This window comes from Streptomyces sp. NPDC111744, from assembly GCF_055634995.1.
In genome coordinates this window covers 342,900-365,374 of record NZ_JBVKCG010000007.1, presented here as the reverse complement: position 1 = coordinate 365,374, position 22,475 = coordinate 342,900, and the positions used below count along the sequence as shown (strand labels likewise).

At 71.1% G+C, this 22,475-nt stretch carries 19 protein-coding genes and 1 tRNA gene; 11 read left to right on the top strand and 9 right to left on the bottom strand.

Annotated elements, in window-relative coordinates; genetic code table 11:
• Positions 1-149: 149 nt before the first annotated feature.
• Together ACZ7OO_RS19245 and ACZ7OO_RS19240 are read right to left on the bottom strand one after the other, a co-directional pair.
• Positions 150-222: transfer RNA gene (locus ACZ7OO_RS19245), tRNA-Arg, on the bottom strand.
• Between the two features lie 199 nt (positions 223-421).
• Positions 422-1,162: a VOC family protein gene (locus ACZ7OO_RS19240; protein ID WP_471505944.1), complete on the bottom strand. Its 741-nt coding sequence runs from the start codon at positions 1,160-1,162 to the stop codon at positions 422-424.
• 195 nt (positions 1,163-1,357) lie between these two features.
• Here ACZ7OO_RS19240 and ACZ7OO_RS19235 point away from each other — a divergent pair, with 195 nt between their 5' ends.
• The gene (locus ACZ7OO_RS19235) at positions 1,358-1,792 is read left to right on the top strand and encodes a VOC family protein (protein WP_471505943.1); all 435 of its coding nucleotides are present in this window, start codon (positions 1,358-1,360) and stop codon (positions 1,790-1,792) included.
• Between the two features lie 286 nt (positions 1,793-2,078).
• Here the strand turns inward: ACZ7OO_RS19235 and ACZ7OO_RS19230 are convergent, their stop codons facing one another.
• Both ACZ7OO_RS19230 and ACZ7OO_RS19225 read right to left on the bottom strand, forming a co-directional pair.
• Positions 2,079-3,662 (bottom strand): IclR family transcriptional regulator domain-containing protein, encoded by a 1,584-nt coding sequence (locus ACZ7OO_RS19230; protein ID WP_471505942.1) that lies wholly within the window; start codon positions 3,660-3,662, stop codon positions 2,079-2,081.
• A gap of 486 nt (positions 3,663-4,148) precedes the next feature.
• Complete coding sequence (locus ACZ7OO_RS19225) at positions 4,149-5,504, bottom strand: M6 family metalloprotease domain-containing protein (RefSeq protein ID WP_471505941.1); 1,356 nt, start codon at positions 5,502-5,504, stop codon at positions 4,149-4,151.
• A 275-nt stretch (positions 5,505-5,779) separates the two neighbouring features.
• Between ACZ7OO_RS19225 and ACZ7OO_RS19220 the strand changes: the two genes are divergently transcribed.
• Positions 5,780-6,430: a TetR/AcrR family transcriptional regulator gene (locus tag ACZ7OO_RS19220; protein WP_471505940.1), complete on the top strand. Its 651-nt coding sequence runs from the start codon at positions 5,780-5,782 to the stop codon at positions 6,428-6,430.
• 236 nt (positions 6,431-6,666) lie between these two features.
• Positions 6,667-8,205, top strand: a complete 1,539-nt coding sequence (locus ACZ7OO_RS19215; RefSeq protein ID WP_471505939.1) for an MFS transporter — start codon at positions 6,667-6,669, stop codon at positions 8,203-8,205.
• A 57-nt stretch (positions 8,206-8,262) separates the two neighbouring features.
• On the opposite strand, the gene ACZ7OO_RS19210 is transcribed toward ACZ7OO_RS19215, so the two are convergent.
• Positions 8,263-8,778: a MarR family winged helix-turn-helix transcriptional regulator gene (locus ACZ7OO_RS19210; RefSeq protein WP_471505938.1), complete on the bottom strand. Its 516-nt coding sequence runs from the start codon at positions 8,776-8,778 to the stop codon at positions 8,263-8,265.
• Between the two features lie 143 nt (positions 8,779-8,921).
• Between ACZ7OO_RS19210 and ACZ7OO_RS19205 the strand changes: the two genes are divergently transcribed.
• Positions 8,922-9,734 (top strand): dioxygenase family protein, encoded by an 813-nt coding sequence (locus ACZ7OO_RS19205; RefSeq protein WP_471505937.1) that lies wholly within the window; start codon positions 8,922-8,924, stop codon positions 9,732-9,734.
• Positions 9,735-9,754: 20 nt separating this feature from the next.
• Here ACZ7OO_RS19205 and ACZ7OO_RS19200 read toward each other — a convergent pair whose 3' ends face one another.
• On the bottom strand, positions 9,755-10,273 hold the full coding sequence (locus ACZ7OO_RS19200) for a GNAT family N-acetyltransferase (protein WP_471505936.1): 519 nt from the start codon (positions 10,271-10,273) through the stop codon (positions 9,755-9,757).
• A gap of 236 nt (positions 10,274-10,509) precedes the next feature.
• On the opposite strand from ACZ7OO_RS19200, the gene ACZ7OO_RS19195 reads away from it, so the two are divergent.
• The gene (locus ACZ7OO_RS19195) at positions 10,510-11,508 is read left to right on the top strand and encodes a sigma-70 family RNA polymerase sigma factor (protein WP_471505935.1); all 999 of its coding nucleotides are present in this window, start codon (positions 10,510-10,512) and stop codon (positions 11,506-11,508) included.
• 663 nt (positions 11,509-12,171) lie between these two features.
• A complete protein-coding gene (locus ACZ7OO_RS19190) occupies positions 12,172-12,816 on the top strand; it encodes a TetR/AcrR family transcriptional regulator (protein ID WP_471505974.1) in 645 nt (214 codons plus the stop codon).
• A gap of 30 nt (positions 12,817-12,846) precedes the next feature.
• On the opposite strand, the gene ACZ7OO_RS19185 is transcribed toward ACZ7OO_RS19190, so the two are convergent.
• A complete protein-coding gene (locus tag ACZ7OO_RS19185) occupies positions 12,847-13,815 on the bottom strand; it encodes a helix-turn-helix transcriptional regulator (protein WP_471505934.1) in 969 nt (322 codons plus the stop codon).
• Between the two features lie 242 nt (positions 13,816-14,057).
• Between ACZ7OO_RS19185 and ACZ7OO_RS19180 the strand changes: the two genes are divergently transcribed.
• The 5 genes from ACZ7OO_RS19180 to ACZ7OO_RS19160 all read left to right on the top strand — a co-directional run bounded on the left by ACZ7OO_RS19180 (position 14,058) and on the right by ACZ7OO_RS19160 (position 20,233).
• Positions 14,058-15,494, top strand: a complete 1,437-nt coding sequence (locus tag ACZ7OO_RS19180; RefSeq protein WP_471505973.1) for an MFS transporter — start codon at positions 14,058-14,060, stop codon at positions 15,492-15,494.
• A 253-nt stretch (positions 15,495-15,747) separates the two neighbouring features.
• On the top strand, positions 15,748-16,509 hold the full coding sequence (locus ACZ7OO_RS19175) for a DeoR/GlpR family DNA-binding transcription regulator (RefSeq protein ID WP_471505972.1): 762 nt from the start codon (positions 15,748-15,750) through the stop codon (positions 16,507-16,509).
• A gap of 47 nt (positions 16,510-16,556) precedes the next feature.
• Positions 16,557-17,504 (top strand): 1-phosphofructokinase, encoded by a 948-nt coding sequence (pfkB, locus tag ACZ7OO_RS19170; protein ID WP_471505971.1) that lies wholly within the window; start codon positions 16,557-16,559, stop codon positions 17,502-17,504.
• Positions 17,505-17,748: 244 nt separating this feature from the next.
• Positions 17,749-19,872: a PTS fructose transporter subunit IIABC gene (locus ACZ7OO_RS19165; protein WP_471505933.1), complete on the top strand. Its 2,124-nt coding sequence runs from the start codon at positions 17,749-17,751 to the stop codon at positions 19,870-19,872.
• Between the two features lie 109 nt (positions 19,873-19,981).
• Entirely contained in the window at positions 19,982-20,233 is a 252-nt protein-coding gene (locus ACZ7OO_RS19160) for a hypothetical protein (RefSeq protein ID WP_471505932.1), read from the top strand.
• Positions 20,234-20,274: 41 nt separating this feature from the next.
• Here the strand turns inward: ACZ7OO_RS19160 and ACZ7OO_RS19155 are convergent, their stop codons facing one another.
• The gene (locus ACZ7OO_RS19155) at positions 20,275-21,021 is read right to left on the bottom strand and encodes a DUF6227 family protein (protein ID WP_471505931.1); all 747 of its coding nucleotides are present in this window, start codon (positions 21,019-21,021) and stop codon (positions 20,275-20,277) included.
• A gap of 157 nt (positions 21,022-21,178) precedes the next feature.
• Positions 21,179-22,402, bottom strand: a complete 1,224-nt coding sequence (locus ACZ7OO_RS19150; protein ID WP_471505930.1) for a L,D-transpeptidase — start codon at positions 22,400-22,402, stop codon at positions 21,179-21,181.
• Positions 22,403-22,475: the final 73 nt, after the last annotated feature.

The window sequence follows — 22,475 nt, the reverse complement described above, 5'->3', positions numbered from 1 at the left end:
AAGCTACAAAAAGCAACCATGAGGTGATCGCGAAGGGTTACTATTCGCTACTCATCGTGCCGTTCCCATTAGGTTCCCATCTAGGACAAAAGCACCCCTCCGTGATGCTCACGGAGGGGTGCTATGTCCAGTTATCTGGCATTTTGTTGTGCCCCCGGCAGGATTCGAACCTGCGACACCCGCTTTAGGAGAGCGGTGCTCTATCCCCTGAGCTACGAAGGCGGGGCTTGTGGGAAACGCTCTTGGTCAAGCCCTGAGCGATCTGGGGTGGCTACGTCGTAGGGTCACGCGGATTGCGCGTGGCACGGCGCAACGCCCGTCAGAGCGCTCGATCCACAGGGTACCGGATCGGGGCTCGGGCGGGCGCTGGTGTTGAGGGGCAGGGCCTGCGGGTTCGTCCGGGTAGTGGGTTTTCGCCGCGTCACGACAGGGCGAGGACGCAGAACTCGTGGTCCTCGGGGTCGGACAGGCACGTCCACGGGACGTCGTCCTGGCCGAGGTCGAGGTCGGTGGCACCGAGGGCCCGCAGCCGGGCCACCTCGGCCGCCCTGTCGTCGCCGGGGTACGGCAGCAGGTCGAGATGGACGCGGTCCGGCACGGTCTTCGCGTCGGGCGTGCGGAGGAACTCGAGATACGGGCCTACGCCCTTGGCAGAGCGCAACGTCGCGTGATCGTCGGTCACCTCGTGCAGGGTCCAGTCCGTCGCCTCGCTCCAGAACCGGGCCATGGCCCGCGGCTCCGTGCAGTCCACCGCCACCGCGGCGATCGGCCCGGTGTCCCGGTAGATCTCCCGAGGTTCAAGGACACAGAACTCGTTGCCCTCCGGGTCGGCGAGGACCGTCCACGGCACTCCGCCCTGGCCCACGTCGGCGGGCGTCGCACCGAGAGCCCGGAGGTGCGCGACCAACTCCGCCTGATGGGCCGCGGAGGTGGTGGCGAGATCGAGGTGCACACGGTTTTTCGTCGTTGCCTTGGGTTCCGGGACGGGAACGACATCGATACCGAGGGCGACCGGGTCCGGCCAGACGAGTCCGCCGACGGGTCCCACGTAGGTGGTCACACCGGCGCTGTAAGCACTCCAGCCGAGCGCCTCCGCCCAGAACCGGCCGATCGCCGAGGCGTCAACAGCCTTCACGTTCACATGAACAGGTCGCAGTGCCATTCCGGCGATCCTATGTGCCCGCTCTGTTGCGTCCAGGAAGCGGTGTACGGGTCCGTGGGTGCGGCCCGTGTCGGCAAGCTGCCGCCGGGAAACGCGGCGTGGGCCGGGGCAGCGGCCAGCAGGGGCTGTCCTCACGACAACATGCGGATGCACGCCGGGAGATGCGCGGCAGAGTCCCCTTGCTATGGTGCGCCGATGTCGTCAACCAAGCAGTTCCAAGTCACCTTCGACTGCGCGGAACCTGCGCGCCTCGCCGGTTTTTGGTGCGAGGTGCTGGGGTACGTCGTACCGCCGATCCCGAAGGGTTTTGCCACTTGGGAGGCCTACCATCGCTCGCTGCCGCCTGAGGATCAGGTCACCTACTTCGCGTGCAGTGATCCCTCGGGTGTGGGCCCGCGCCTGCTCTTCCAGCGGGTTCCCGAAGGGAAGGTCGTCAAGAATCGGGTGCACCTCGACGTGCGGGCCGGCACCGGGCTCGTGGGTGAAGAGCGCCTCGCCACACTGGAGGCCGAATGCGCACGACTGGTCGCGCTCGGTGCGGTACACGTACGAACGCTGCTCGCCGATGACGACAACGAGTCGTGCATCCTGATGCAGGACATCGAGGGCAACGAGTTCTGTCTCGACTGAGCGTCCTCTGCCACGGCGAGACCGGGGCAGGTCTTCATCCGTGCGAAGGCGTGCGTGAGAAGGCGTGCTCGACGCGGGCCCGGGCCTTGCGGTGGGACGTGTTGTGCCGCTCCCTACCCGTGGTCCGCTGCAGGAGCCGGGAACGGGCGAGGGCCCCAGGGTCCTGTCCGGCCCCGGTCTGTGCAGCCGATGGCCGTTCCCGCCGGACGGTTCCCACGCCTTGCGGTCGTTGCGGTTGCCGGTGACCGGCCGGCCGACGGCGACGACCCGTCATCGGGGTGGGATCTCAGGTGAGCGGGACGCGGGTGAAGCGGGAGGCGATGCGCAGGTCGGTCTGGATGCCGGCCGCGGTGGTGCGGAGGTCGGGGAGGAGTTCCGTCACGCACTCCTCCAGGGTGCGGCGGGCCGCGTGGGTGGCCACGTTCAGGGCGGCTGCCGGGCGGCCCGTGCGGTCGCGTACCGGTACCGCGATCGAGCGCAGGCCCGACTCCAGTTCCTCGTCCGCCAGGGCGTATCCGGTTGGCCCGTCGGGGTCGAGGAGGGCCCGGCCGAGGGAGGTGCGGCGTGCCGGGAGGCGGGTGCCGACCGTGATGTCCACGGTCAGGACGCGGTTCGCGGTCGCCACCGCGATGTACTGGATCTCCGGCGGGTCGGTCCCGGGGACGAGTACGGCCAGAGCCGTCGGCTCGTGCAGGTGGTCGGCCAGGGCTCGGAGACGGGGGGTCGCCAGGCGGGCGAGGGTGGTGCGGGACAGCGGCGGGTAGCCGAGGGACAGGACCCGGGGCGTGAGGGCGAAGGTTCGGCCCTCTGCCGTCACCAGACCCAGGTGCTCGTACGTGATCAGTGCCCGTCGGGCCGTCGCCCGCGCCAGGCCCGTCGCCTTCGCCACGTCCGTCAGGTTCAGGGCAGGGCGGCCCTCGCCGAACGCCGTCAGGACCGTCAGGCCGCGGGCCAGGGACTCCACGAAGTCGCGGCCCAACTCGTGCTTGGAGGCCGTGGTCCAGCCGGCCAGGCCGGAGGGCGGCGGGCCCGGCTGGGGCGGCGGGGCCTCGCGCAGTTCCGTCTCCATCGCCGTGACCGCCGTACGCAGACGGGGCAGCAGGGTGTCGCGCAGGTCCGCCGCCGTGTGACGGCTGGTGTGGCTGACGACGCTCGCCACGCAGGCGACCCTGCCGGTGGCCGGGTCGCGGACGGGGACGGACACCGCGACCAGGCCCGGTTCGATCAACTGGTCGTCCAGGGCCCAGCCGTCCCTGCGGGCCCGGTCCGCCCTCGCTTGGAAGTCATCCTCCCCACCGGGTGCGCGGGGCGGTACGGCCGGGAATCCCGCGTCGGTCGGGTCCGCTGTGCGCCGTGCGCGCCAGGCGTGCCATTCCTCTCGCGTCCACTCGGCCGCGAACAACGGGCCGGGGGCGGTGCGTTCGGCCGGCAGCAGGTCGCCGATGCGGAAGCTGACGGACATCGCGCGGCGGCGCGTGGCCTGGTGGATGAAACGGATGCCGTCCCGGTCGGCGACCGCGAGCGAGACCGACTCGTCGAGCTCGTCGGCGAGCGCCTCGGCGTGCGGGTCGAGGAGGGCGGGCAGGCGGAGGGCGGCCAGGTAGGCGTTGCCGAGTTCCATCACGCGGGGGGTGAGCACCGCGTCCCGGCCGGTCTGGCGGACGTATCCCATACGGGCGAGGGTCGCGGTGATCCGGTCGACCGTGGAACGGGCCAGGCCGGTACGGCGTTCCAGCGCGCTCGCGCTCAGCGTCCCGCCCGCCTCGGTCAGTGCATCCAGCACCGCCACACCCCGGATCAGCGGCGCGACCGCCCCGACGGGCGGCTCGTGCGGTGCGGCGGAGGAGGGCAGGGGGGCGGCGGCGGTCATCGACTCTCCGGTACGGCCATCAGCGCAGGCCTCGGTCAGGGCACGCCTACCGTAAACCGTGGCCGACCCCGTCCGCCTCGTCCGATCCGTCCGCCCGTCTGGCCTCTTCCGATCCCGCGCGGCCCCCTCGGATGCCGCGCGTCCCCCTGGGATCCCGCGCGCCCTCCTCGGATCCCGCGCGCCCTCCTCGCACTCCGGCGCGCCCTCCTCGCACTCCGGCGCGGCCCCCTCGGATCCGGCGCGCCCTCCTCGGATCCCGCGCGGCCCCCTGGGATCCCGCGCGCCCTCCTCGCACTCCGGCGCGGCCCCCTCGGATCCGGCGCGGCCTCCTCGGATCCCGCGCGCCCTCCTCGGATCCCGCGCGGCCCCCTGGGATCCCGCGCGCCCCCCTCGGACCCCACCCGCCCCCATCCGATCAGCTGGCCCCCTCGGATCCCGCCCGCCCCCCTCCGATCCAGCCGCCCCCCTCCGATCGCGCCTGAAGCGTTACCCCCGAGTGACCCGCACCCGATAGTCCCCCGCCGCGTCCACCCCCGACACCCGCACCTCGATCCCGTGCTTGGGGTCCTTGAAGGTCTCGCCCGGCCCGAACGTGGCGTCGGAGAGTTCCGCCTGGACGTTGGGGCTGCGGGTGCAGCCGCCGGTGTCGCCGTGGGCGTCGTACACCTTGATCGGTCCGCGGCCGGTGTCGACGTTGGCGTCGACCTTGTAGATGAGGACGCCGGGGCGGCAGACCTCCTCGTCGTTGCCGCCCTTGGTCCGCACCTCCAGGGCGTAGCCGGTGCGGGCGTCGACCGGGACGAAGACCAGCTTTTGGCCGCCGGCGCGGGAGAGCGGGGTCAGCGTGTACTCGGTGGCGTCGTGAGCCGCCGCGCAGCTCACCTGGTCGGCGTCGAGCCAGCCCAGCTTCCACTTGTGCCAGGCGAGGAGGTCGTTGTCGGCGCCCCAGTCCTCGCTCATGATGTCCCAGTGCCCGACCGCGCCCCCGCCCTCCTGGGTGTAGAGGTCGGGCAGGCCGAAGACATGGCCGTTCTCGTGGGGGAGGACCCGGTAGCCGGTCTGGGCGTAGGAGCCGGAGCCGTCGTCCTGGCGGGAGTAGACGAAGGATGCGTTGGCGACCGGGACGCCGTCGGCGACCGGGGCGTCGGAGTTGCCGGCGAAGGTCACCGACAGCACGGTGTCCAGGGCGGAGGGGCCCGCGTTCGGGGTGATCAGCACGTTCAGGAGGTCGTACGACCGGAAGTCCACGTCCGGGTCGGCGGTGGCCACGATGTCCTGGACCAGCTGCCGGTAGCCGGGGTCGAAGGGGGCCCCGCGCTCTATGCCGTACGCCGCGAACGGCTTGGGCATCCGCAGCCAGTGGTCGATGGGTGCCGCCGGCTGGTAGTCGAGCTTGCCGTAGGAGGCGGTGCGGAACCAGTCCTGGGTCTGCGGGAAGAACTCGTGGTAGCGGTCGAGCGCGCTGCCCTGGCCGGGCGCGTCGGAGAAGTCGACCATCAGGGTCAGGGCGTGCACGGTGCCGGTGGAGCGGGAGTAACCGCCCGGGGTGGGGACGCCCTCGGTCATCTGCACCCCGTGGCCGCCGCTGATCAGACAGGGTCCGTAGGCCGAGGAGCGGGCCAGCGCGATCGGGCCGGCGCCGGCCGGCGTGGGCGCCGCCGTGCGGAGTCCGGTGCCCGCCGAGGTGCCGACCGCGAGGATCAGCACGGTCACGGCGGCGAGGGAGACCGCACGGCGGTGGCGTATCGGGCGGGTCGAGGGCGTGCGCGAGGCGCGGGGTGTGCGCGGGGCCCGTGGGGTGCGACGGTGCGCGGGTATCGGGCGGCTGGGCTGCGGCTGCATGCATGGACCTTTCGCGCCACGGCAGCCACCGGTTTCCGGCTGCACCCTCTCGATCACCCTGTGTCTGCGGGGCGGCGGGCGCGCGTTGGAGAGGCCGATCGTGGGATTTCCCGGGCCCAAGAGGTGTGATGCAGGTCACAAGGAATGAGGAGAAGGTGTGGAAATAACCGGGGACCCTTTCCCCGTTTGGACCTGTGTCCGCGCGAAACGGGGAGCGGATCCCCGGATCGTGGAAGCCCAGAGGATCACCCAGACCACCAGACCAGGAGTGCGCCGTGCAGACCGCGACCGCCATCCCCACCGTGCGCAAGGCACCCCGGCCCCGCGCCGACGCCCTGCGCAACCGGGAGCGGATCGTCACCGCCGCCCGCGAGATGTTCACCGAGTACGGCCCCGACGTGCCGCTCGACGAGATCGCCCGCCGGGCCGGCGTCGGCAATGCCACGGTGTACCGCAACTTCCCCGACCGTGACGCGCTCGTCCGTGAGGTCGTCTGCTCCGTGATGGACCGGACGTCGGAAGCGGCCGAACTCGCGCTCGCGGAGACCGGGGACGCCTTCGGGGCGCTGGAGCGCTTCGTGCACGCCTCCGCCGACGAGCGGGTCAGCGCGCTGTGCCCGATGGTCTCCAGCACCTTCGACAAGAACCATCCCGACCTGGAGGCGGCGCGCGAGCGGTGCGAGCAGCTCATCGGGCAGCTCATGGACCGCGCCAAGGCGGCCGGACAGCTCCGTCCGGACGTGGGTGTCGGCGATGTGATGATCGCCGCGGCCCAGCTCAGCCGGCCCCCGGCCGGCACCGGCTGCCTGGTCAACGACCGCTTCGTCCACCGTCATCTGCAGCTGTTCCTGGACGGACTGCGGGCCCCGGCCCGCTCCGCCCTGCCGGGCACGGCCGTGACCATGGAGGACCTCCGCCAGGCCTGAACGACCGAGAGCGACCGCACCGTCCCGTAGGGGCCGATCAGTTTCGGACCGGGCACCGGTCCTTCATCTCGCGCGCCCCTTGATCCGCACCGACCACCGTCAGACCACCGTCAGCGCCTGACCACCGTCTGCGCTTCACCGATCCCATTTTCCGTAACGCACGCTGACATTCCGTCACGAATCACTAATCACGAATCATCGACTTTCCGTCACGAAGTCACGAAGTGGGTACCCCCATGTCTGAAACAGCCGCAAAGGCTACCGGCGCACCGGCGCAGTCCGGTGACGCCAACCGCTGGAAAGCGCTCGTCTTCATCGCGCTCGCCCAGCTGATGGTCGTCCTCGACGCCACCATCGTGAACATCGCGCTGCCCTCCGCCCAGACCGACCTGGGCATCTCCGACGGCAACCGGCAGTGGGTCGTCACGGCCTACGCCCTCGCCTTCGGCGGTCTGCTCCTCTTCGGCGGCCGGATCGCCGACCTGTGGGGCCGCAAGCGGGCCTTCGTCATAGGCCTGACCGGCTTCGCCGCCGCCTCCGCGCTCGGCGGCGCGGCGACCAGCGGCGCGATGATGTTCGGCGCCCGCGCCCTCCAGGGCGTCTTCGGCGCCATGCTCGCCCCGGCCGCGCTCTCCCTGCTCGCCGTGATGTTCACGGACGCCAAGGAGCGTGCCAAGGCGTTCGGCATCTACGGCGCGATCGCCGGTGGCGGCGGCGCCGTCGGCTTCATCCTCGGTGGTGTGCTCACCGAGTACCTTGACTGGCGCTGGACGTTCTTCGTCAACATCCCGTTCGCCATCGTCGCCGCGCTCGGCGCGTACTTCGTCATCCGCGAGCCGGAGGGCGGCCGCAACCGCAACCCGCTCGACATCCCGGGCGTGCTCCTGTCCACCCTCGGCCTGGTCTCCCTGGTGTACGGCTTCACCCGCGCCGAGTCCGACGGCTGGAGCGACGTCACGACCATCGGCCTGTTCGTCGCCGCCGTGGTGCTGCTGCTCGCGTTCGTGGTCACCGAGACCCGGGTCAAGGCCCCGCTGCTGCCGCTGCGCGTGGTCACCGACCGCAACCGCGGCGGTATCTACCTCTCGCTCGGTGTCGCCATCATCGCGATGTTCGGCACCTTCCTCTTCCTGACCTACTACCTCCAGGTCGTCAAGGGCTTCTCGCCGATCAAGACCGGCTTCGCCTTCCTGCCGATGATCGTCGGCATGATGATCGGCTCGACCCAGATCGGCACCCGCCTGATGACCCGGGTCCCGGCCCGGCTGCTGATGGGCCCCGGCTTCGTGGTTGCCGCGGTCGGCATGCTGCTGATGACCCAGCTGGAGATCGGCTCGTCGTACGCCTCGACGATCCTGCCGGCGATGGTGCTGCTCGGTCTCGGCATGGGTACGGCGTTCATGCCGGCCATGTCCCTGGCCACCCTGGGCGTCGAGCCCCGGGACGCCGGTGTCGCCTCCGCGATGGTCAACACCTCGCAGCAGGTGGGCGGGGCGATCGGCACCGCCCTGCTGAACACGATCGCCGCGTCCGCGACGACGGCGTACATCAAGGACCACATCGCCACCGCGGCCTCCAAGTCGCAGCAGCAGCTGGTCCAGCTCCAGGGCCAGGTGCACGGCTACACCAACGCGATCTGGTTCGCCGTCGGCATGCTGGTGCTGGCCGCGGTCATCGTGGTGACCTTCGTCAACGCCGGTACGCCGAGCGCCACCCCGGTGGCCTCCGGTGAAGGCGCGGAGGACGAGCTGGCGATCCCGGTGGTCGCCCACTGAGCCTCTGAGCCACCACCGACCGACCGGGTACCCGCACGCGGGCCTGTCCTTAGCTCCTCAGCGGAGCCAGGGCAGGTCCGCGCCCGCTTCGTTGGGCTGCAGGCCCTCTGCGACGATCTGCATGATCTCGCCGAGGGTCTGCTGCTGTTCCGGGGTCAGCCGCTCGAACAGCGCCTGCCGTACGGCGGTCACATGGCCCGGCGCGGTGCGCCGCAGCACCTCGGAGCCCTCGTCGGTCAGGACGGCGAACTGGCCCCGCTTGTCTGAGGGACAGTCCTCCCGGCGTACCCAGCCGTTCTTCTCCAGGCGCGCGATGGCATGCGAGAGCCGGGACCGGGTGATCTTCGCGCCCATGGCCAGCTCGGTCATCCGCAGCCGCTGCCCGGGCGCCTCGGCGAGCCCGACGAGCAGGCCGTAGTAGATGTGCGGCATCCCCGCGTCCCGCTGGAGCTGGCGGTCCAGATGGTCCTCCAGCAGGGTCGTGGCGTGCAGATACGAGCGCCAGACGCGCTGTTCGTCGTCGCTGAGCCAGCGGTGCCCGGCTGCGGTCGCGGATGTGGATGCCGTGTTCATGTATCCCACTGTACGAGGCCTCTCCTTGAAGGTTAAACAAGTAGGGCGTATGGTGTAGGGCGGAAAGCTTGAGATTTAAAGCATTAGGGTTCTGCGGGGCCGGGTGAAGGTCCCGCTCGCCGTCCGTGGAGGGAGCCGCCGTCATGACCGCCGCCGCACAGGAGCGATCCGCCGCTTCCCAGGAGCGCATGCCCGCCCTCTATCTGAGCCACGGCGCGCCGCCGCTCGCCGACGACCCGGTCTGGCCCGGCGAGCTGGCCGCCTGGAGCGCCGGGCTGCCCCGCCCCAAGGCGATCCTGATGGTCTCCGCGCACTGGGAGGAGGCCCCCCTCGCCCTCGGTGCCGTACGGACCGTCCCCCTCGTCTACGACTTCTGGGGCTTCCCCGAGCACTACTACAAGGTCCAGTACGCGGCCCCCGGCGCGCCCGGGCTCGCCGAGTCCGTGCGCAAGCTGCTGCGCGCCCCCGGTACCCCCGTGCAGGACATCCCGGACCGCGGGCTCGACCACGGCGCCTATGTGCCCCTGGTGGAGATGTTCCCGGCCGCGGACATCCCTGTCCTCCAGATTTCCATGCCCACCCTCGACCCGGTCCGCCTGATGGAGATCGGCCGCCGGCTCGCCCCGCTGCGCGACGAGGGCGTCCTGATCGTCGGCTCCGGCTTCTTCACCCACAACCTGGCCGCCCTCCGCCATACCGGGGCGGGGGTGCCGTCCTGGTCCTCGGAGTTCGACGACTGGGGACACCGGGCCCTGGAGAGGCGTGACTGGGACGCGCTCCTCGACTTCCTCGACAAGGCCCCGGCGGGCCGTTACGCCCACCCGCGCACCGAGCACTTCGCCCCGCTCTTCGTCACCATGGGCGCGGCAGAGGCCGGCGGCGAGCTGGACGCGCAGAAGTCGGTGATCGACGGGTTCTGGATGGGGATGGCCAAGCGGTCGGTGCAGTTCGGCTGAGCTGCGGCAAGGGCGCTCGGCTAGAGCGGGCGCTCGTACCAGGCGACGTCCCAGTAGCGGCCGAACTTGCGGCCCACCTCACGGTACGTGCCGACGTACCGGAACCCGAAGCGCTCGTGCAGCCGGGTGGACGCCTCGTTCGGCTGCGCGACGCCCGCGTAGGCGCGGTGCAGGTCCTCGCCCGCCAGCGCCTCGAAGAGGGCCCTGTAGAGGAGTGTGCCGACGCCGCGCCGGCCGGCGTCCGGGGCGACGTAGACCGTGGTCTCCACCGAGGTCCCGTAGGCGGGTTTCGCGCGGTAAGGGCTGGATGTGGCGTACCCGAGAATCTCCTGTGAGTCCGCCGAGGTGGCAACCATCAGCCGGTACGGGCCGTCTTCCGGGTGGGAGAGCAGCCACGCACGACGCTCTTCCGATGTGAAGACCACCGTGTCGAATGTGATGGACGTCTCACGTACGTAGTGGTTGTAGAGCTCCGTGAGGGCTTCGAGGTCCCCCTCGACTCCCGGCCTGACCTGCACCTCTGTACGTTCCGATGACATCACGCCCCCTCGGCTGGTCGGACAGGGTACTGCATGATCAGAAAAATCGGGGGGCGGCATGGGAATTCTGTCCGGATTCCAGTCGTTGTTTCCTTCGAATGCCGGGCACCCGACCAGGACGCGGGAGTTCCAGAAGCGGACTTCCGCGGCGCCGAGAGCCGAGCCGACATTCATGAGAAGACCGAGAAGAACCGGATAGGACCACCCGCCCGCCCACCATCGCAAGGGAGCACCGCATGGCAACCCGTGCCGTCGCCCGTCGTCAGTCCGCCACCGGCGAGACGGCCGACTCGGCAAGCAGTGTTCGCGCCCATAGCGGCGAGATCGCCGATCGCGACCTGGTCGGCATGTATCTCGACGAGATCGCGCGCACACCGCTGCTCGACGCCGCCAAGGAAGTCGAGCTGTCCCAGACCATTGAGGCGGGTGTGTTCGCGCGGCAGGTCCTCGACGGCGAGGAGGAGTCCGCGTCGGACGCCACCCGTGAGGAGCTGGAGGCGCTCGTCGCCGCCGGCGAGCGGGCGAAGGACGTCTTCATCCGCTCCAACCTCCGCCTGGTCGTGGCCGTCGCCCGACGCTACCCGCGCAGCGGCCTGCCCCTGCTGGACCTGGTCCAGGAGGGCAACGCCGGCCTGGTGCGCGCCGTCGAGAAGTTCGACTACCGCAAGGGCTTCAAGTTCTCCACGTATGCCACCTGGTGGATCCGCCAGGCGATCACCCGCTCCATCGCCGACCAGTCCCGGACCATCCGGCTCCCCGTCCACCTGGTGGAGGAGCTTGGCCGGATCCGCCGCGTCCAGCGCGAGTTCAACCGGGAGCACGGCCGCGACCCGGAGCCCGCGGAGATCGCCGCCGAGCTCGGCTCCAACCCGGAGCGCGTCATCGACGTCCTCGACTGGGCCCGTGACCCGGTCTCGCTGAACATGTCGGTGGACGACGAGGGCGAGACCCAGTTCGGGGACCTTCTGGAGGACACGTCGGCGGTCAGCCCCGAGCAGTCCGTCATGACCCTGCTGCGCAGCGAGGAACTGGACGACCTGATCGGCCGCCTGGACCAGCGCACGGCCTCCATCATCAAGATGCGGTACGGCATCGAGGACGGCCGCGAGCGCACGCTGACCGAGGTCGGCAAGGAGCACGGCCTGACCCGCGAGCGCATCCGCCAGATCGAGAAGCACGCGCTGCTGGAGCTGAAGAAGCTGGCCCGCAGCACGGGGTTCGAGCCGGCGGCGTAAGGAAGTCGCGAGGGGGGGCCGTGCGCCTGGGGCTCCCGCCGTCTGCGGGGGCGCCCGGGTTCGCTGGGCTCCGGGGTCTGTGGGGGCTCCGGGGTCCGTGCGGGTTCACGAGCCTGGGGGCGTGTGCGGGTTCACGAGCCTGGAGGCGTGCGTGGCCATGCTCGCGCCGGGCGCGTGCGCTGGGTGGCGAAAGACGGCGCAAACATGGCGCGGTACCGCCGCTTCAGGGCTCCGTGTGTAGGGAACAACCATTCCGGGCCCGGGCAGTCGAGGGCTCAGACCGCCCCTGACCTCTGACGACGTATGACGAACCCTCGGTGAGCCTCGTCCCGACGCGCCATCCCCCCCGGCGCCGGGACTTCCGCAGAGCCGGGCTTCGGCGCCTACCCCCCCCGGGCGCCGGAGCCCGGCTTCATTGCTGTGGACGTGCTGTGGGCGGGCGTGGGGCGACTCGCGCGGTGGGTTTGCCGGGTTCCGTCCCTCCTGGGAATGCTGGAACGGTGGTTCACCCCGTACCTGAACCACGGGGTGAACCACCGGATGGCAGATTCTGCCACAGCGGCATAGCCTGCCGAGGTGAGCACCCCCAGCCCCACCGGCAACACTCCCCGGCACGATCCCCCCGGTGTCTCCCTGACGGAGCGGCGCAAGGCGGAGACCCGGATGGAGATCGCCCGGGCGGCCGCCGGCCTCTTCGTACGGCGGGGCCTGAGGGCCACCCGCGCCGAGGACATCGCACACGCCGCCGGCATCGCTCCCCGCACGTTCTACCGCTACTTCGCCACGAAGGAGGAGGCGGTCGCCCCGCTCTACGCGGCGGGCGCACAGCGCTGGGCGGAGGCCGTACGGTCGGCTCCGGCGGCCCTCTCGGTCCCCGAGGCACTCGAACACGCCGTCCACCACACCCTGACACCCGGCGTGGGCGTCTCCGCCGCGTCCTGGGAATGGGTGCGCACCCTGATCCACCTCGCCGACACCAGCCCGGCCCTGCGCAAGGTCTGGGCGGAGGTCTGCCAGTCCTCGGAAGACCTCCTGACGACGATCCTGGCGGAGCGCACCACACCGGACACCGGACCCGACACCACACCGGACACCACACCGGACACCGGACCCGACACCAAGTCCGACAACGTTGCCCCCACCCCTCACCTCCGCTTCACCTCGGCGGTGGCCAGCGCGGCGGTCCGGGTGGCGGTGGAGTCCTGGGCGGCGGGCACGGCGTCCCCGTCGGGCGCGGAGGGACCGGCGGCGCTGGCGCTGCGGAACCTGCGGGATCTGCGCGGGTTCGCCTGGGAGGAGCAGGCGTAGTCGGTACGGCTGCTCAGCCGCTGGGGACAGTTACCCACCCGCTCCGGCCCGAACCAACCGATTCCCCAACTCCCGCACGCACTCAACGAGTTCCCGCGGCTCCCGCACCACGAACTCATGCCCCGCCATCACCAACCGCACCGCCAGCCACTCCATCGGATCCCCGGTGACTCCCCGCAACACGCACCATCCACCCCCTTCGTCCTCCGGCGTCCCCACCCACCGCGGCACCCGGGCCCCCACCTCCTCCACCGTCCCGGCGAACGCGATCACGAACTCGTACGTCTCCTGGTGCCGTTGGATGGACCGCCGCAGATACTCCGCCGCACTGCCCGCCGGCATCTCGCGCGGAGCGAACCGCGCCCCGGTCGCGAACGGCTCGCTCACCCGGTCGACCCGGAACGTCCGCCAGTCGTCGCGTTCGAGGTCGTACGCCACGAGGTACCAGCGCCGCCCCGTCGACACCAGCCGGTACGGCTCGGCCTGCCGTCGCGTCTGGCTCCCGTCGGCCGCCCGGTAGGCGAACCGCAACCGCTCCTGCCCCGCCACCGCCGACGCCATGACGGTCAGCGTCTCCGGCGCGATACTCGCCCCGTCCCCGCTGGTCAGCGGCGTGGTCGCGGCCTGGAGCGTGGTCACCCGGTGCCGCAGCCGGGCCGGCAGCACCTGCTCCAGCTTCGCCAGCGCCCGTACCGAGGCCTCGTCGACCCCCTCCACGGCGTGCCCCGCCCCGGCCCGCAGCCCGACCGCGATGGCCACGGCCTCCTCGTCGTCCAGGAGCAGCGGTGGCATCGCCTTCCCGGCGACCAGCCGGTACCCGCCGTCGGCCCCCTTGCTGGCCTCCACGGGATAGCCCAGCTCCCGCAGCCGGTCGATGTCCCGCCGCACGGTGCGCCGTGACACCCCGAGTCGGTCGGCCAGCTCACCGCCGGGCCACTCACGGGGCGTCTGGAGCAGGGAGAGGAGTTGCAGAAGCCGAGCCGGAGTGTCCGTTGTCATGCGTCCGAGGATGCCGTACGACTAGGACAACATCTGGCCTAATCGGCTCCTACGTTGTCGGCATGACTTTCACCGACGGCGGCACCGACGCCCTCAAGGGGCGCGAGACGGTATCCATCAGCGGCTCCGCCGCGGGGCGCGCCCAGCCGCAGACGACAGCCACTCGGCACACCACCTCCACCCCCACGACGCTCCCCGCACCCCCGTCCGACCGAACCCGATGGCTCGCCCTCGCGATCGTCATGACCGCCGCCTTCATGGACCTGGTCGACGTCACGATCGTCAACATCGCCATCCCGTCCATCCAGCGGAGCGCCCACACCTCGTTCAGCCAGATCCAGTGGATCACCGCCGGCTACGCCCTCGCCTTCGCGGCCGGTCTGATCACCGGCGGCCGCCTCGGCGACATTCACGGCCGTAAACGGATCTTCCTCATCGGCGTCGGCGGTTTCACGCTCGCCTCGGCCCTGTGCGGCTTCGCCGCCAACCCGGAGATGCTGGTCGCCTCCCGCATCCTGCAGGGCGGCATGGCCGCGATGATGGTCCCGCAGGTCCTGTCGATCGTGCACGCCACCTTCCCGGCGCACGAACGCGGCAAGGTCTTCGGCCTGTTCGGCGCGATCGTCGGCCTGGGCGCGGTCTCCGGCCCACTGCTCGGCGCCCTCCTCACGGAGTGGAACATCCTCGGCCTCGAATGGCGCCCGATCTTCCTCATCAACCTCCCCGTCGGCATCGCTGCCCTTCTCCTCGGCCGTCGTTACATCAGCGAATCCAAGGCTCCGCACGCCCTGAAACTGGACCTGGTCGGCGTGGCCCTGGTGACCCTCGGCCTGCTGATGCTGCTCTATCCGCTGACCCGCGGCCGCGAGCTGGGCTGGCCACTGTGGGGGTATGTGTCGATGGCCGGGGCGCTCGGTGTCTTCGGTGCGCTGGTGGCCTACGAACGCCGTAAGGCGGCCCGTGACGGGTCCCCGCTCATCGAACCCTCCCTGTTCAAGGTGAAGAGCTTTGCCGCGGGCATCGCCGTGCAGACCGTCTTCGGTGTCGCGCTCGGCATCTTCTTCCTGGTCTGGACGCTGTACATGCAGGACGGACTGGGCTGGAGCCCGCTGCACGCGGGCCTGACCGGGGTGCCGTTCTCGATCGCCGTCTCCGTCGCGGCCGGCCTGTCCGTGCAGAAACTGGTCCCGCGCTTCGGCCGCAAGGTGCTCCAGGCGGGCGCCCTGGTGATGGGCCTCGGCGTGCTGCTCTACATCTGGGAGTCCGATCGCTACGGCCTCGCCATCGCCTCCTGGCAGATGGCCCTGCCGCTGGTCGTGATGGGCGTCGGCATGGGCCTGATCGTCGCCCCGCTGACCGACGCGGTGCTGTCGGAGGTGCCGCGTGAGCATGCCGGGTCGGCCTCCGGTCTGATCAACACCGTGCAGCAGATGGGCAACGCGCTCGGCCTCGGCCTGGTCTCGGTCGTCTTCTTCGGCGTCATCGACGACCGCCTGACCCCGGCCCGGCTCGGCCCGGCCTACGCGAACGCCTTCCAGCATGCGCTGCTCTGGGTGGCCGCCGTCATGGCCGTGATGTTCCTGCTGATGTCCGCCTTGCCGAAGCGCCCGGCGCAGCATGTGGAGGCGGCCGAGGCGGCTCACCCCGCACCGGAGAAGGAACCGGCACTCGTGCCCTGACCAGGCACGACCACGGGCCCGGCACCGAAAGGCGCCGGGCCTTCCGCGCGCCCGGGACCGCGCACTCTCTCACCGGAAGTCCGGCCATGCTCTTCACCGAAGTCCGGCCATGCTCTTTACCGAAGTCCGGCCACGATCTTCACCGAAGTCCGGGCATGCCCGGATCACGTCCGAACCTGTTTACTTTCCGGAAATCCGGGCGTAGCCTCCGAGAGAAGCCACAAGTTCGGGCATGAAGCGGAGGCGAACGGACATGTACGCACCGGAGCGGCAGCAGGAGATCCTCCGGCTCGCCCGTGACGGCGGCCGGGTGGACGTCGTGTCGCTCGCCGAGGAGTTCCAGGTCACCGCGGAAACCATCCGCCGCGACCTGAAAGCCCTGGACCGCGCCGGCCTGGTCCGCCGGGTGCACGGCGGTGCCATCCCGGCCGGCCGGCTCGACTTCGAGCCGGACCTCGCCGAACGCGAGTCCACCTCGGCCGACGAGAAGGACCGCATCGCCAAGGCCGCCGTCTCGGAACTGCCGACCGAGGGCACCCTGATCCTCGACGCCGGCACGACGATCGCCCGCCTGGCCGCGGCCATCCCGCTGGAGGCGTCCCTCACCGTCGTCACGCACAGCCTGCCGATCGCGGCCCGCCTCGCCGACCACCCGGGCATCCAGCTCCACCTGGTCGGGGGGCGCGTACGGCACCGCACGCGCGCCGCCGTGGACGCCTGGGCGCTCCGCGCGTACGGCGAGATCCGCGCGGACGTCCTCTTCGTCGCCGCCAACGGCTTCTCCGCCGGCCACGGCCTCACCACCCCCGACCTCGCCGAGGCCGCGGTCAAGCGGGCGGCCGTCGCCGCGGCCCGCCGGGTGGTCCTGCTCGCCGACTCCGCAAAGCACGGCCAGGAGCACTTCGCCCGCTTCGGCGACCTGAGCGACGTGGACCTGCTGATCACCGACAGCGGGCTGAGCCCCGAGGACGCCGCCGCCATCGAGCGCGGCGGCACGGAAGTAGTACGAGCATGAGCACCACGAACAGCGCGAGCGCGACGAACGGCACGAGCGGCACGGCCATGATCCTCACCGTCACCCCCAACCCCTCCCTTGACCGCACCTACGAGGTCCCCGCCCTGGAGCGCGGCGAGGTCATCCGCGCCACCGGCGAACGCATGGACCCCGGCGGCAAGGGCGTGAACGTCTCCCGCGCCGTCGCGGCCGCCGGCCGGCGCACGGTCGCCGTACTGCCTCTGGGTGGTGCGCCCGGCGCGCTCGTCTCCGACCTGCTCGACGCGCAGGGCATCGAGGTCGCGCCGGTCCCGGTCGCCGGAGCCACCCGTTCGAACATCGCCCTCGCGGAGTCCGACGGGGTGCTCACCAAGATCAACGCGCCGGGTCCGGAACTCTCGCGGGCGGAGCAGGAACTGCTCCTGGAGACGGTGCGCGAGCAGTCCCGTGACGCGGACTGGATCGCGTGCTGCGGGAGCCTGCCCCGGGGGCTCGCGCCGTCCTGGTACGCCGATGTGGTCGCCCGGGCGCACGCCGGGGGCGCGCGCATCGCCCTGGACACCTCGGGGCGCGCGCTGCTGGAAGCGCTGCGCGAGCGCCCCGACGTGGTGAAGCCGAACGCCGAGGAGCTCGCGGAAGCCGTCGGGCGCCCCCTGGCGACGGTCGGCGACGCGCTGAAGGCGGCCGAGGAGTTGCGCGGCATGGGCGCCCGCGCCGTCCTCGCGAGCCTGGGCGCCGACGGTCAGCTGCTCGTGGAGGACACGGGCGCCTGGTTCGCGAGCGCCCGCGTGGACACGGTCCGCAGCAACGTCGGCGCCGGCGACTCCTCCCTCGCCGGTTTCCTCATCGCCGGGGGCAGCGGCCCCGAGGCCCTCGCCTCCGCCGTGGCCCACGGCGCCGCCGCCGTCCAGCTGCCCGGCAGCGTGATGCCCACCCCCGCCGACCTGGACCCCACGGCGGTGACCGTCACCGACCGCGTCCCCGTCGACCGCGAACTGACGGAGCCGGTGTCATGAACGCTCGTACGACCCCGCACGCGGCCGCGCTTCTCCCCGGCGCCGTCCGCCGACAACCGGCCCAGGAGCGGCGAGGTTCCTCCTTACTCACCGCGCCGACGGGCCGACGGGGCACCCTGAGCCGTCCCGCCGTCCCCGGGAGGCGGGGCTTCCCCGGCCCCGTCTCCCACCCCGCCCCCCACGGCATCCCCGTCCCCACCGCCCACCCCACACCCCGGGCGATACGCGTGCATAGGAGCCCGCGATGAGCGACATGATCACCGCGGACCTGGTCGATCTCGACCTGTCCGCCGACACCAAAGAAGCGGCGGCGCGCGCCCTCGCCGAGCGCATGGTGGCCCTGGGCCGGGTGACCGACCTGGAGGGCTTCCTCGCCGACGTGGCCGCCCGCGAGGCCCAGATGCCCACCGGTCTCGACGGCGGCATCGGCATCCCGCACTGCCGCAGCGCCCACGTCACCGAGCCGACGCTCGCCTTCGGGCGCAGCGCCGCCGGCATCGACTTCGGCGCGGCGGACGGCCCCGCCGACCTGATCTTTTTGATCGCGGCCCCCGCCGGCGCCGACGACGCCCACCTCACGATCCTCTCCTCACTGGCCCGCCAGCTGATGAACAGCGAGTTCACGGACGCCCTGCGGTCGGCGGTCGACGCGGAGACGGCCGCGGCGCTGATCCGCGGCGACGAGACCTCCGCGAAGGCTGCGGCGGCCGCGGGCGCCGGTGACACGGGCGTCGCCGCGGGCGCTGAGGGCGCCGCGAGCGCCCCCCAGAGCACCGCTGCGACGCCGGCGGCGGCCTCCGCCGGCGTCGCAGCGGCAGAATCGGCGCAGGCGCCCGCCCAGGGCTCCGGCGTGGATACCACTGCCGAGCGCCCCTTCCGTATCGTCGCCGTCACCTCCTGCCCCACCGGCATCGCCCACACCTACATGGCGGCCGAGGCGCTGGAGAACGCGGGCCGCGAGGCGGGCGTCGAACTCGTCGTCGAGACACAGGGCTCGGCCGGTTTCACCCGGCTCGACCCCGAGGCGATCGCGGCGGCGGACGGCGTGATCTTCGCGCACGACGTCCCCGTGCGCGACAAGGACCGCTTCGCCGGCAAGCCGACGGTCGACGTCGGCGTGAAGGCGGGCATCAACCGCCCCGCCCAACTGATCGGCGAGGTGCGCGAGAAGGCGGCCCGCGGCGAGGTGACCTCCGGCTCCGCGCCGGCCACCCCGGTCGAACGCGCCGGTGATGCCGGCGAGGGCTACGGCACCAAGCTGCGCAAGTGGCTGATGTCCGGCGTGAGCTACATGGTCCCCTTCGTCGCGGCCGGCGGTCTGCTGATCGCCATCGGCTTCGCGATCGGCGGATACAAGATCAACAAGGCACCGTCGGTCATGGACCACTTCCTGTGGACGCAGGCCGACAGCTGGGGCGCGCTGTTCTTCCAGATCGGCGGCGTGGCCTTCGCCTTCCTCGTCCCGGTCCTCGCGGGCTACATCGCCTACGGCATGGCGGACCGGCCGGGCCTGGTCCCCGGCTTCGTCGGCGGCTCGATCTCCCTCACCATCAACGCCGGCTTCCTCGGCGGCCTGGCGGCCGGTCTGATCGCCGGTGCGGTGGTGATGGGCATCCAGAAGGTCAACATCCCGGCGGCACTGCGCGGCATCATGCCGGTGGTGGTGATCCCGCTGATCTCCTCGGCGATCGTCGGATTCCTGATGTTCGTCGTCATCGGCAAACCCATCGCGTCGGCCCAGAAGGGCATGACGGGCTGGCTGAACGGGCTCACCGGCACCAACGCCGTCCTGCTCGGCGCCCTGCTCGGCCTGATGATGTGCTTCGACCTCGGCGGCCCGGTCAACAAGGTCGCCTACACCTTCGCCACCGCCGGTATCGCGGTCTCCAACCCCAGTGACTCCGCGATGAAGATCATGGCGGCGGTCATGGCGGCCGGCATGGTCCCGCCGCTGGCGATGGCCCTGGCCACCACCGTGCGCGGCAAGCTCTTCACCGAGACCGAACGCGAGAACGGCAAGGCCGCCTGGGTCCTGGGCGCCTCCTTCATCTCCGAGGGCGCGATCCCGTTCGCGGCCGCGGACCCGCTGCGCGTCATCCCGTCCTCGATGGTCGGCGGCGCGGTCACCGGCGCCCTGTCGATGACCTTCGGCGCCACCCTGCGCGCCCCGCACGGCGGCATCTTCGTGGTCCCGCTGATCGGCAACCCGTTCCTCTACCTGATCGCCATCGCCGCCGGTGTCTGTGTCACCACGGCCCTTGTCGTCATCCTGAAGGGCCTGCGCAAGCCGGCCCCGCAGACCCCGGCGGGCGGCTCCGCCGCCGGCCCGGCCACCACGAAGGAGACCAAGCAGCCCGTCGCGGCCTGATCACCCGCACCCTCTTGTCCCTTTGATTCGCTGTGAGTTGTTCACGGCACCTGCGAGATACGTCACGGTCCGGGACCAAGGTCCCGGACCGTGGTGTGTACTGGGGCGCATGCCTGAGCACGTCGCGCCCCTCCAGCTGATCGGAGTGACGGCCCTCGCCCTGGCCACCGTCGCCTGGGTGGTCGTCCTGACGCGCGTGCTGCGCCACACCCGCCGTGAGGCCAACGCCTGGCGCACGGCCCGCGTCCTCCCCCTCCACCCGCACCAGCTCCAGGCCGGCCCGCCACGGGAGTCCGTGGAACTCACCCCGGCCGAACAGGACGCCTTCGCCGGCCTGGTCCGCCGACTCGGCGGCCGCTGAGGCTCGGTGCGCTCGCCCCGCCGAGGCGGGGCGCGCTCGGCTCAGGGCCGCGGCGCCGCCAGCCGCTCCATGGCCTCCCGGGCCGCGGTCTCCGACGGGTACACCTCGCACATGTGCCGGCCGTCCGACGTCGCCGTGTGCTCGACCTCCCACAGCGACAGCTCCCGGCCGTCGCTCAGCAGGAACGCGTGCTCGTAGAGCGAGAAGCTCAGGCCGGTCCGGCCCGCCCGCCCCGGCCGTCCGAACGCCTGGGTGATCTGGTGCGCGAACGCCGTCGCCAGCACCTGAGCCGTCTCCTCGTCCGGCCGGTCGGCGTTCTCCGCACGGCGCAGAAGCCGCCGCGCGTGGTCCGCCGAGTCGTCCGGAACATACACATGCCGGGGCTCGGGGACCGCCGCCAGCGTCATCAGTACCGGCAGCTCGAAGTCCGGGGCGTCCGGCGGCAACGGCAACCGCGCCGTCGCGGCCCGCAGCTCCTCCTCGTCGACGTACACCTCGGCCTGCGGGTCGCTGCCCGGCGCGGTGTTGTGCACCAGCTCCCACAGAGTGACCGCCGACCCGTCGGCGAGCAGCCAGGTGTGCCGGTACGTCTCCCGGTGCAGCCCCGAACTGTGGTGCGCGGAGTGCAGCGAACTGTCGTGCGCCAGCGCGCAGTCCAGCTGCCTCAGGGCCTCGTCGGGCAGTTCGAAGGAGTTCAGGGCACGGCCGAGGAGCCGCGCGAGATGCTCCTCCGGAGACTCGGGCGACTCGGCTGGTTCGTACGCTGCCGTCTCGTACGGAACGCTCAAGGCTTCTCCCGGCGTTGCTGCATGTCACCTTGTGGGTGCATACCGTAGCTCCTCGGTCGGACATCATGTCCGGGAACCGAGAAAACGTACGCCGGGAAAACACGCGGGCCGCGCGAAAAGTTCCCGCGCGGCCCGACGATCTGTCAAAACCCGCCGGTCAGACCGCGCTTCCGGCGGTCCACTCGCTCCAGGACAGGTTCCATCCGTTGAGCCCGTTGTCCGGCTGCACGGTCCTGTCGGGGGAGTTCTTCACGATCACGACGTCCCCGATGAGGGAGTTGTCGTAGAACCACTTGGCCGTCGTGTCCCCCTGCGCGCCCTGCACGTCCGCGAGCCCCACACAGCCGTGGCTGGTGCCCTCGCGCCCGAACGGCGGGTTGCCCTTGTTGTACCAGTAGTTGCCGTGGATGAACGTTCCCGACTGCGTCAGCCGCATCGCGTGCGGCACGTCCGGGATGTCGTACTCCCCGCCCAGCCCGACCGTCTGGCTGTTCATCCGCGTCTGGGTGAACTTCTCGGAGATCACCATCTGCCCGTTGTACGTCGTGTGCTCCGGGCTGCCCGTGGACACCGGCACCGACTTGAGGGTCTTGCCGTCCCGGACCACCGTCATGGTCTGCGTGTTCGCGTCGACCGTGGAGACCTGCGAACGCCCCACGGTGAAGGTCACCGTCTTCTTCTGCACCCCGTAGACGCCGTTCGCGCCCTCGACCCCGTCCAGGTCGATCTTCATCGTGACCTTGGAGCCGGCCTTCCAGTACTCCTGCGGCCGGAAGTCCAGCCGCTGCGAACCGAACCAGTGCCCCACCACCTGCTGGCCGCTGCTGGACGTGACCGTGATGTGCGACTGCACTGCCTTCTTGTCGCTGATGACCTTGTCGAAGGTGAACGACACCGGCATCCCCACACCGACCGTCGTCCCGTTGTCCGGCGTGTACGTCCCGATGTAGCTGTTCGACGAATTGACGGTGGTGAAGATGGAGTTGGCCGCCGCCGTGAGCCCCTTGGAGTCCTTGGCGGTCGCCGATATCTCGTACTTCGTGCCGCGTTCCAGCTGTTCCTTCGGCTTCCAGGTGCTGCCGTCCGCCGAGAGGGTGCCGTCCACGGCCTGCCCCGACCCCGCCACGGTCATTTTCACGCCGGTCAGCCTGCCGTCGCTGACCTGCACGCCGGTCGTGTTGATGGACGCGCCGGTCGAACCGTCCTTCGACGAGATCACGATCTTCGCGGCCGACGTCTTGGCGGCACTGTCCTGCCCGCCCTTGCTGCCGTCGCTGTTGGCGCTGGCGTTGCCGCCGCAGGCGGTCAGGGTGAGGGCGCCGACCATCAGGGCGGCACAGGCCCCCAGTACCCGCCGCGCTGCAATGTCCGGCTTTGTCACGGGCTGCTCCAGGTTCTTGTGATGTGGGTGATCCGCTCCAGTGCGTGGAGAAAGAGGGCGCCGACGCGGGTTC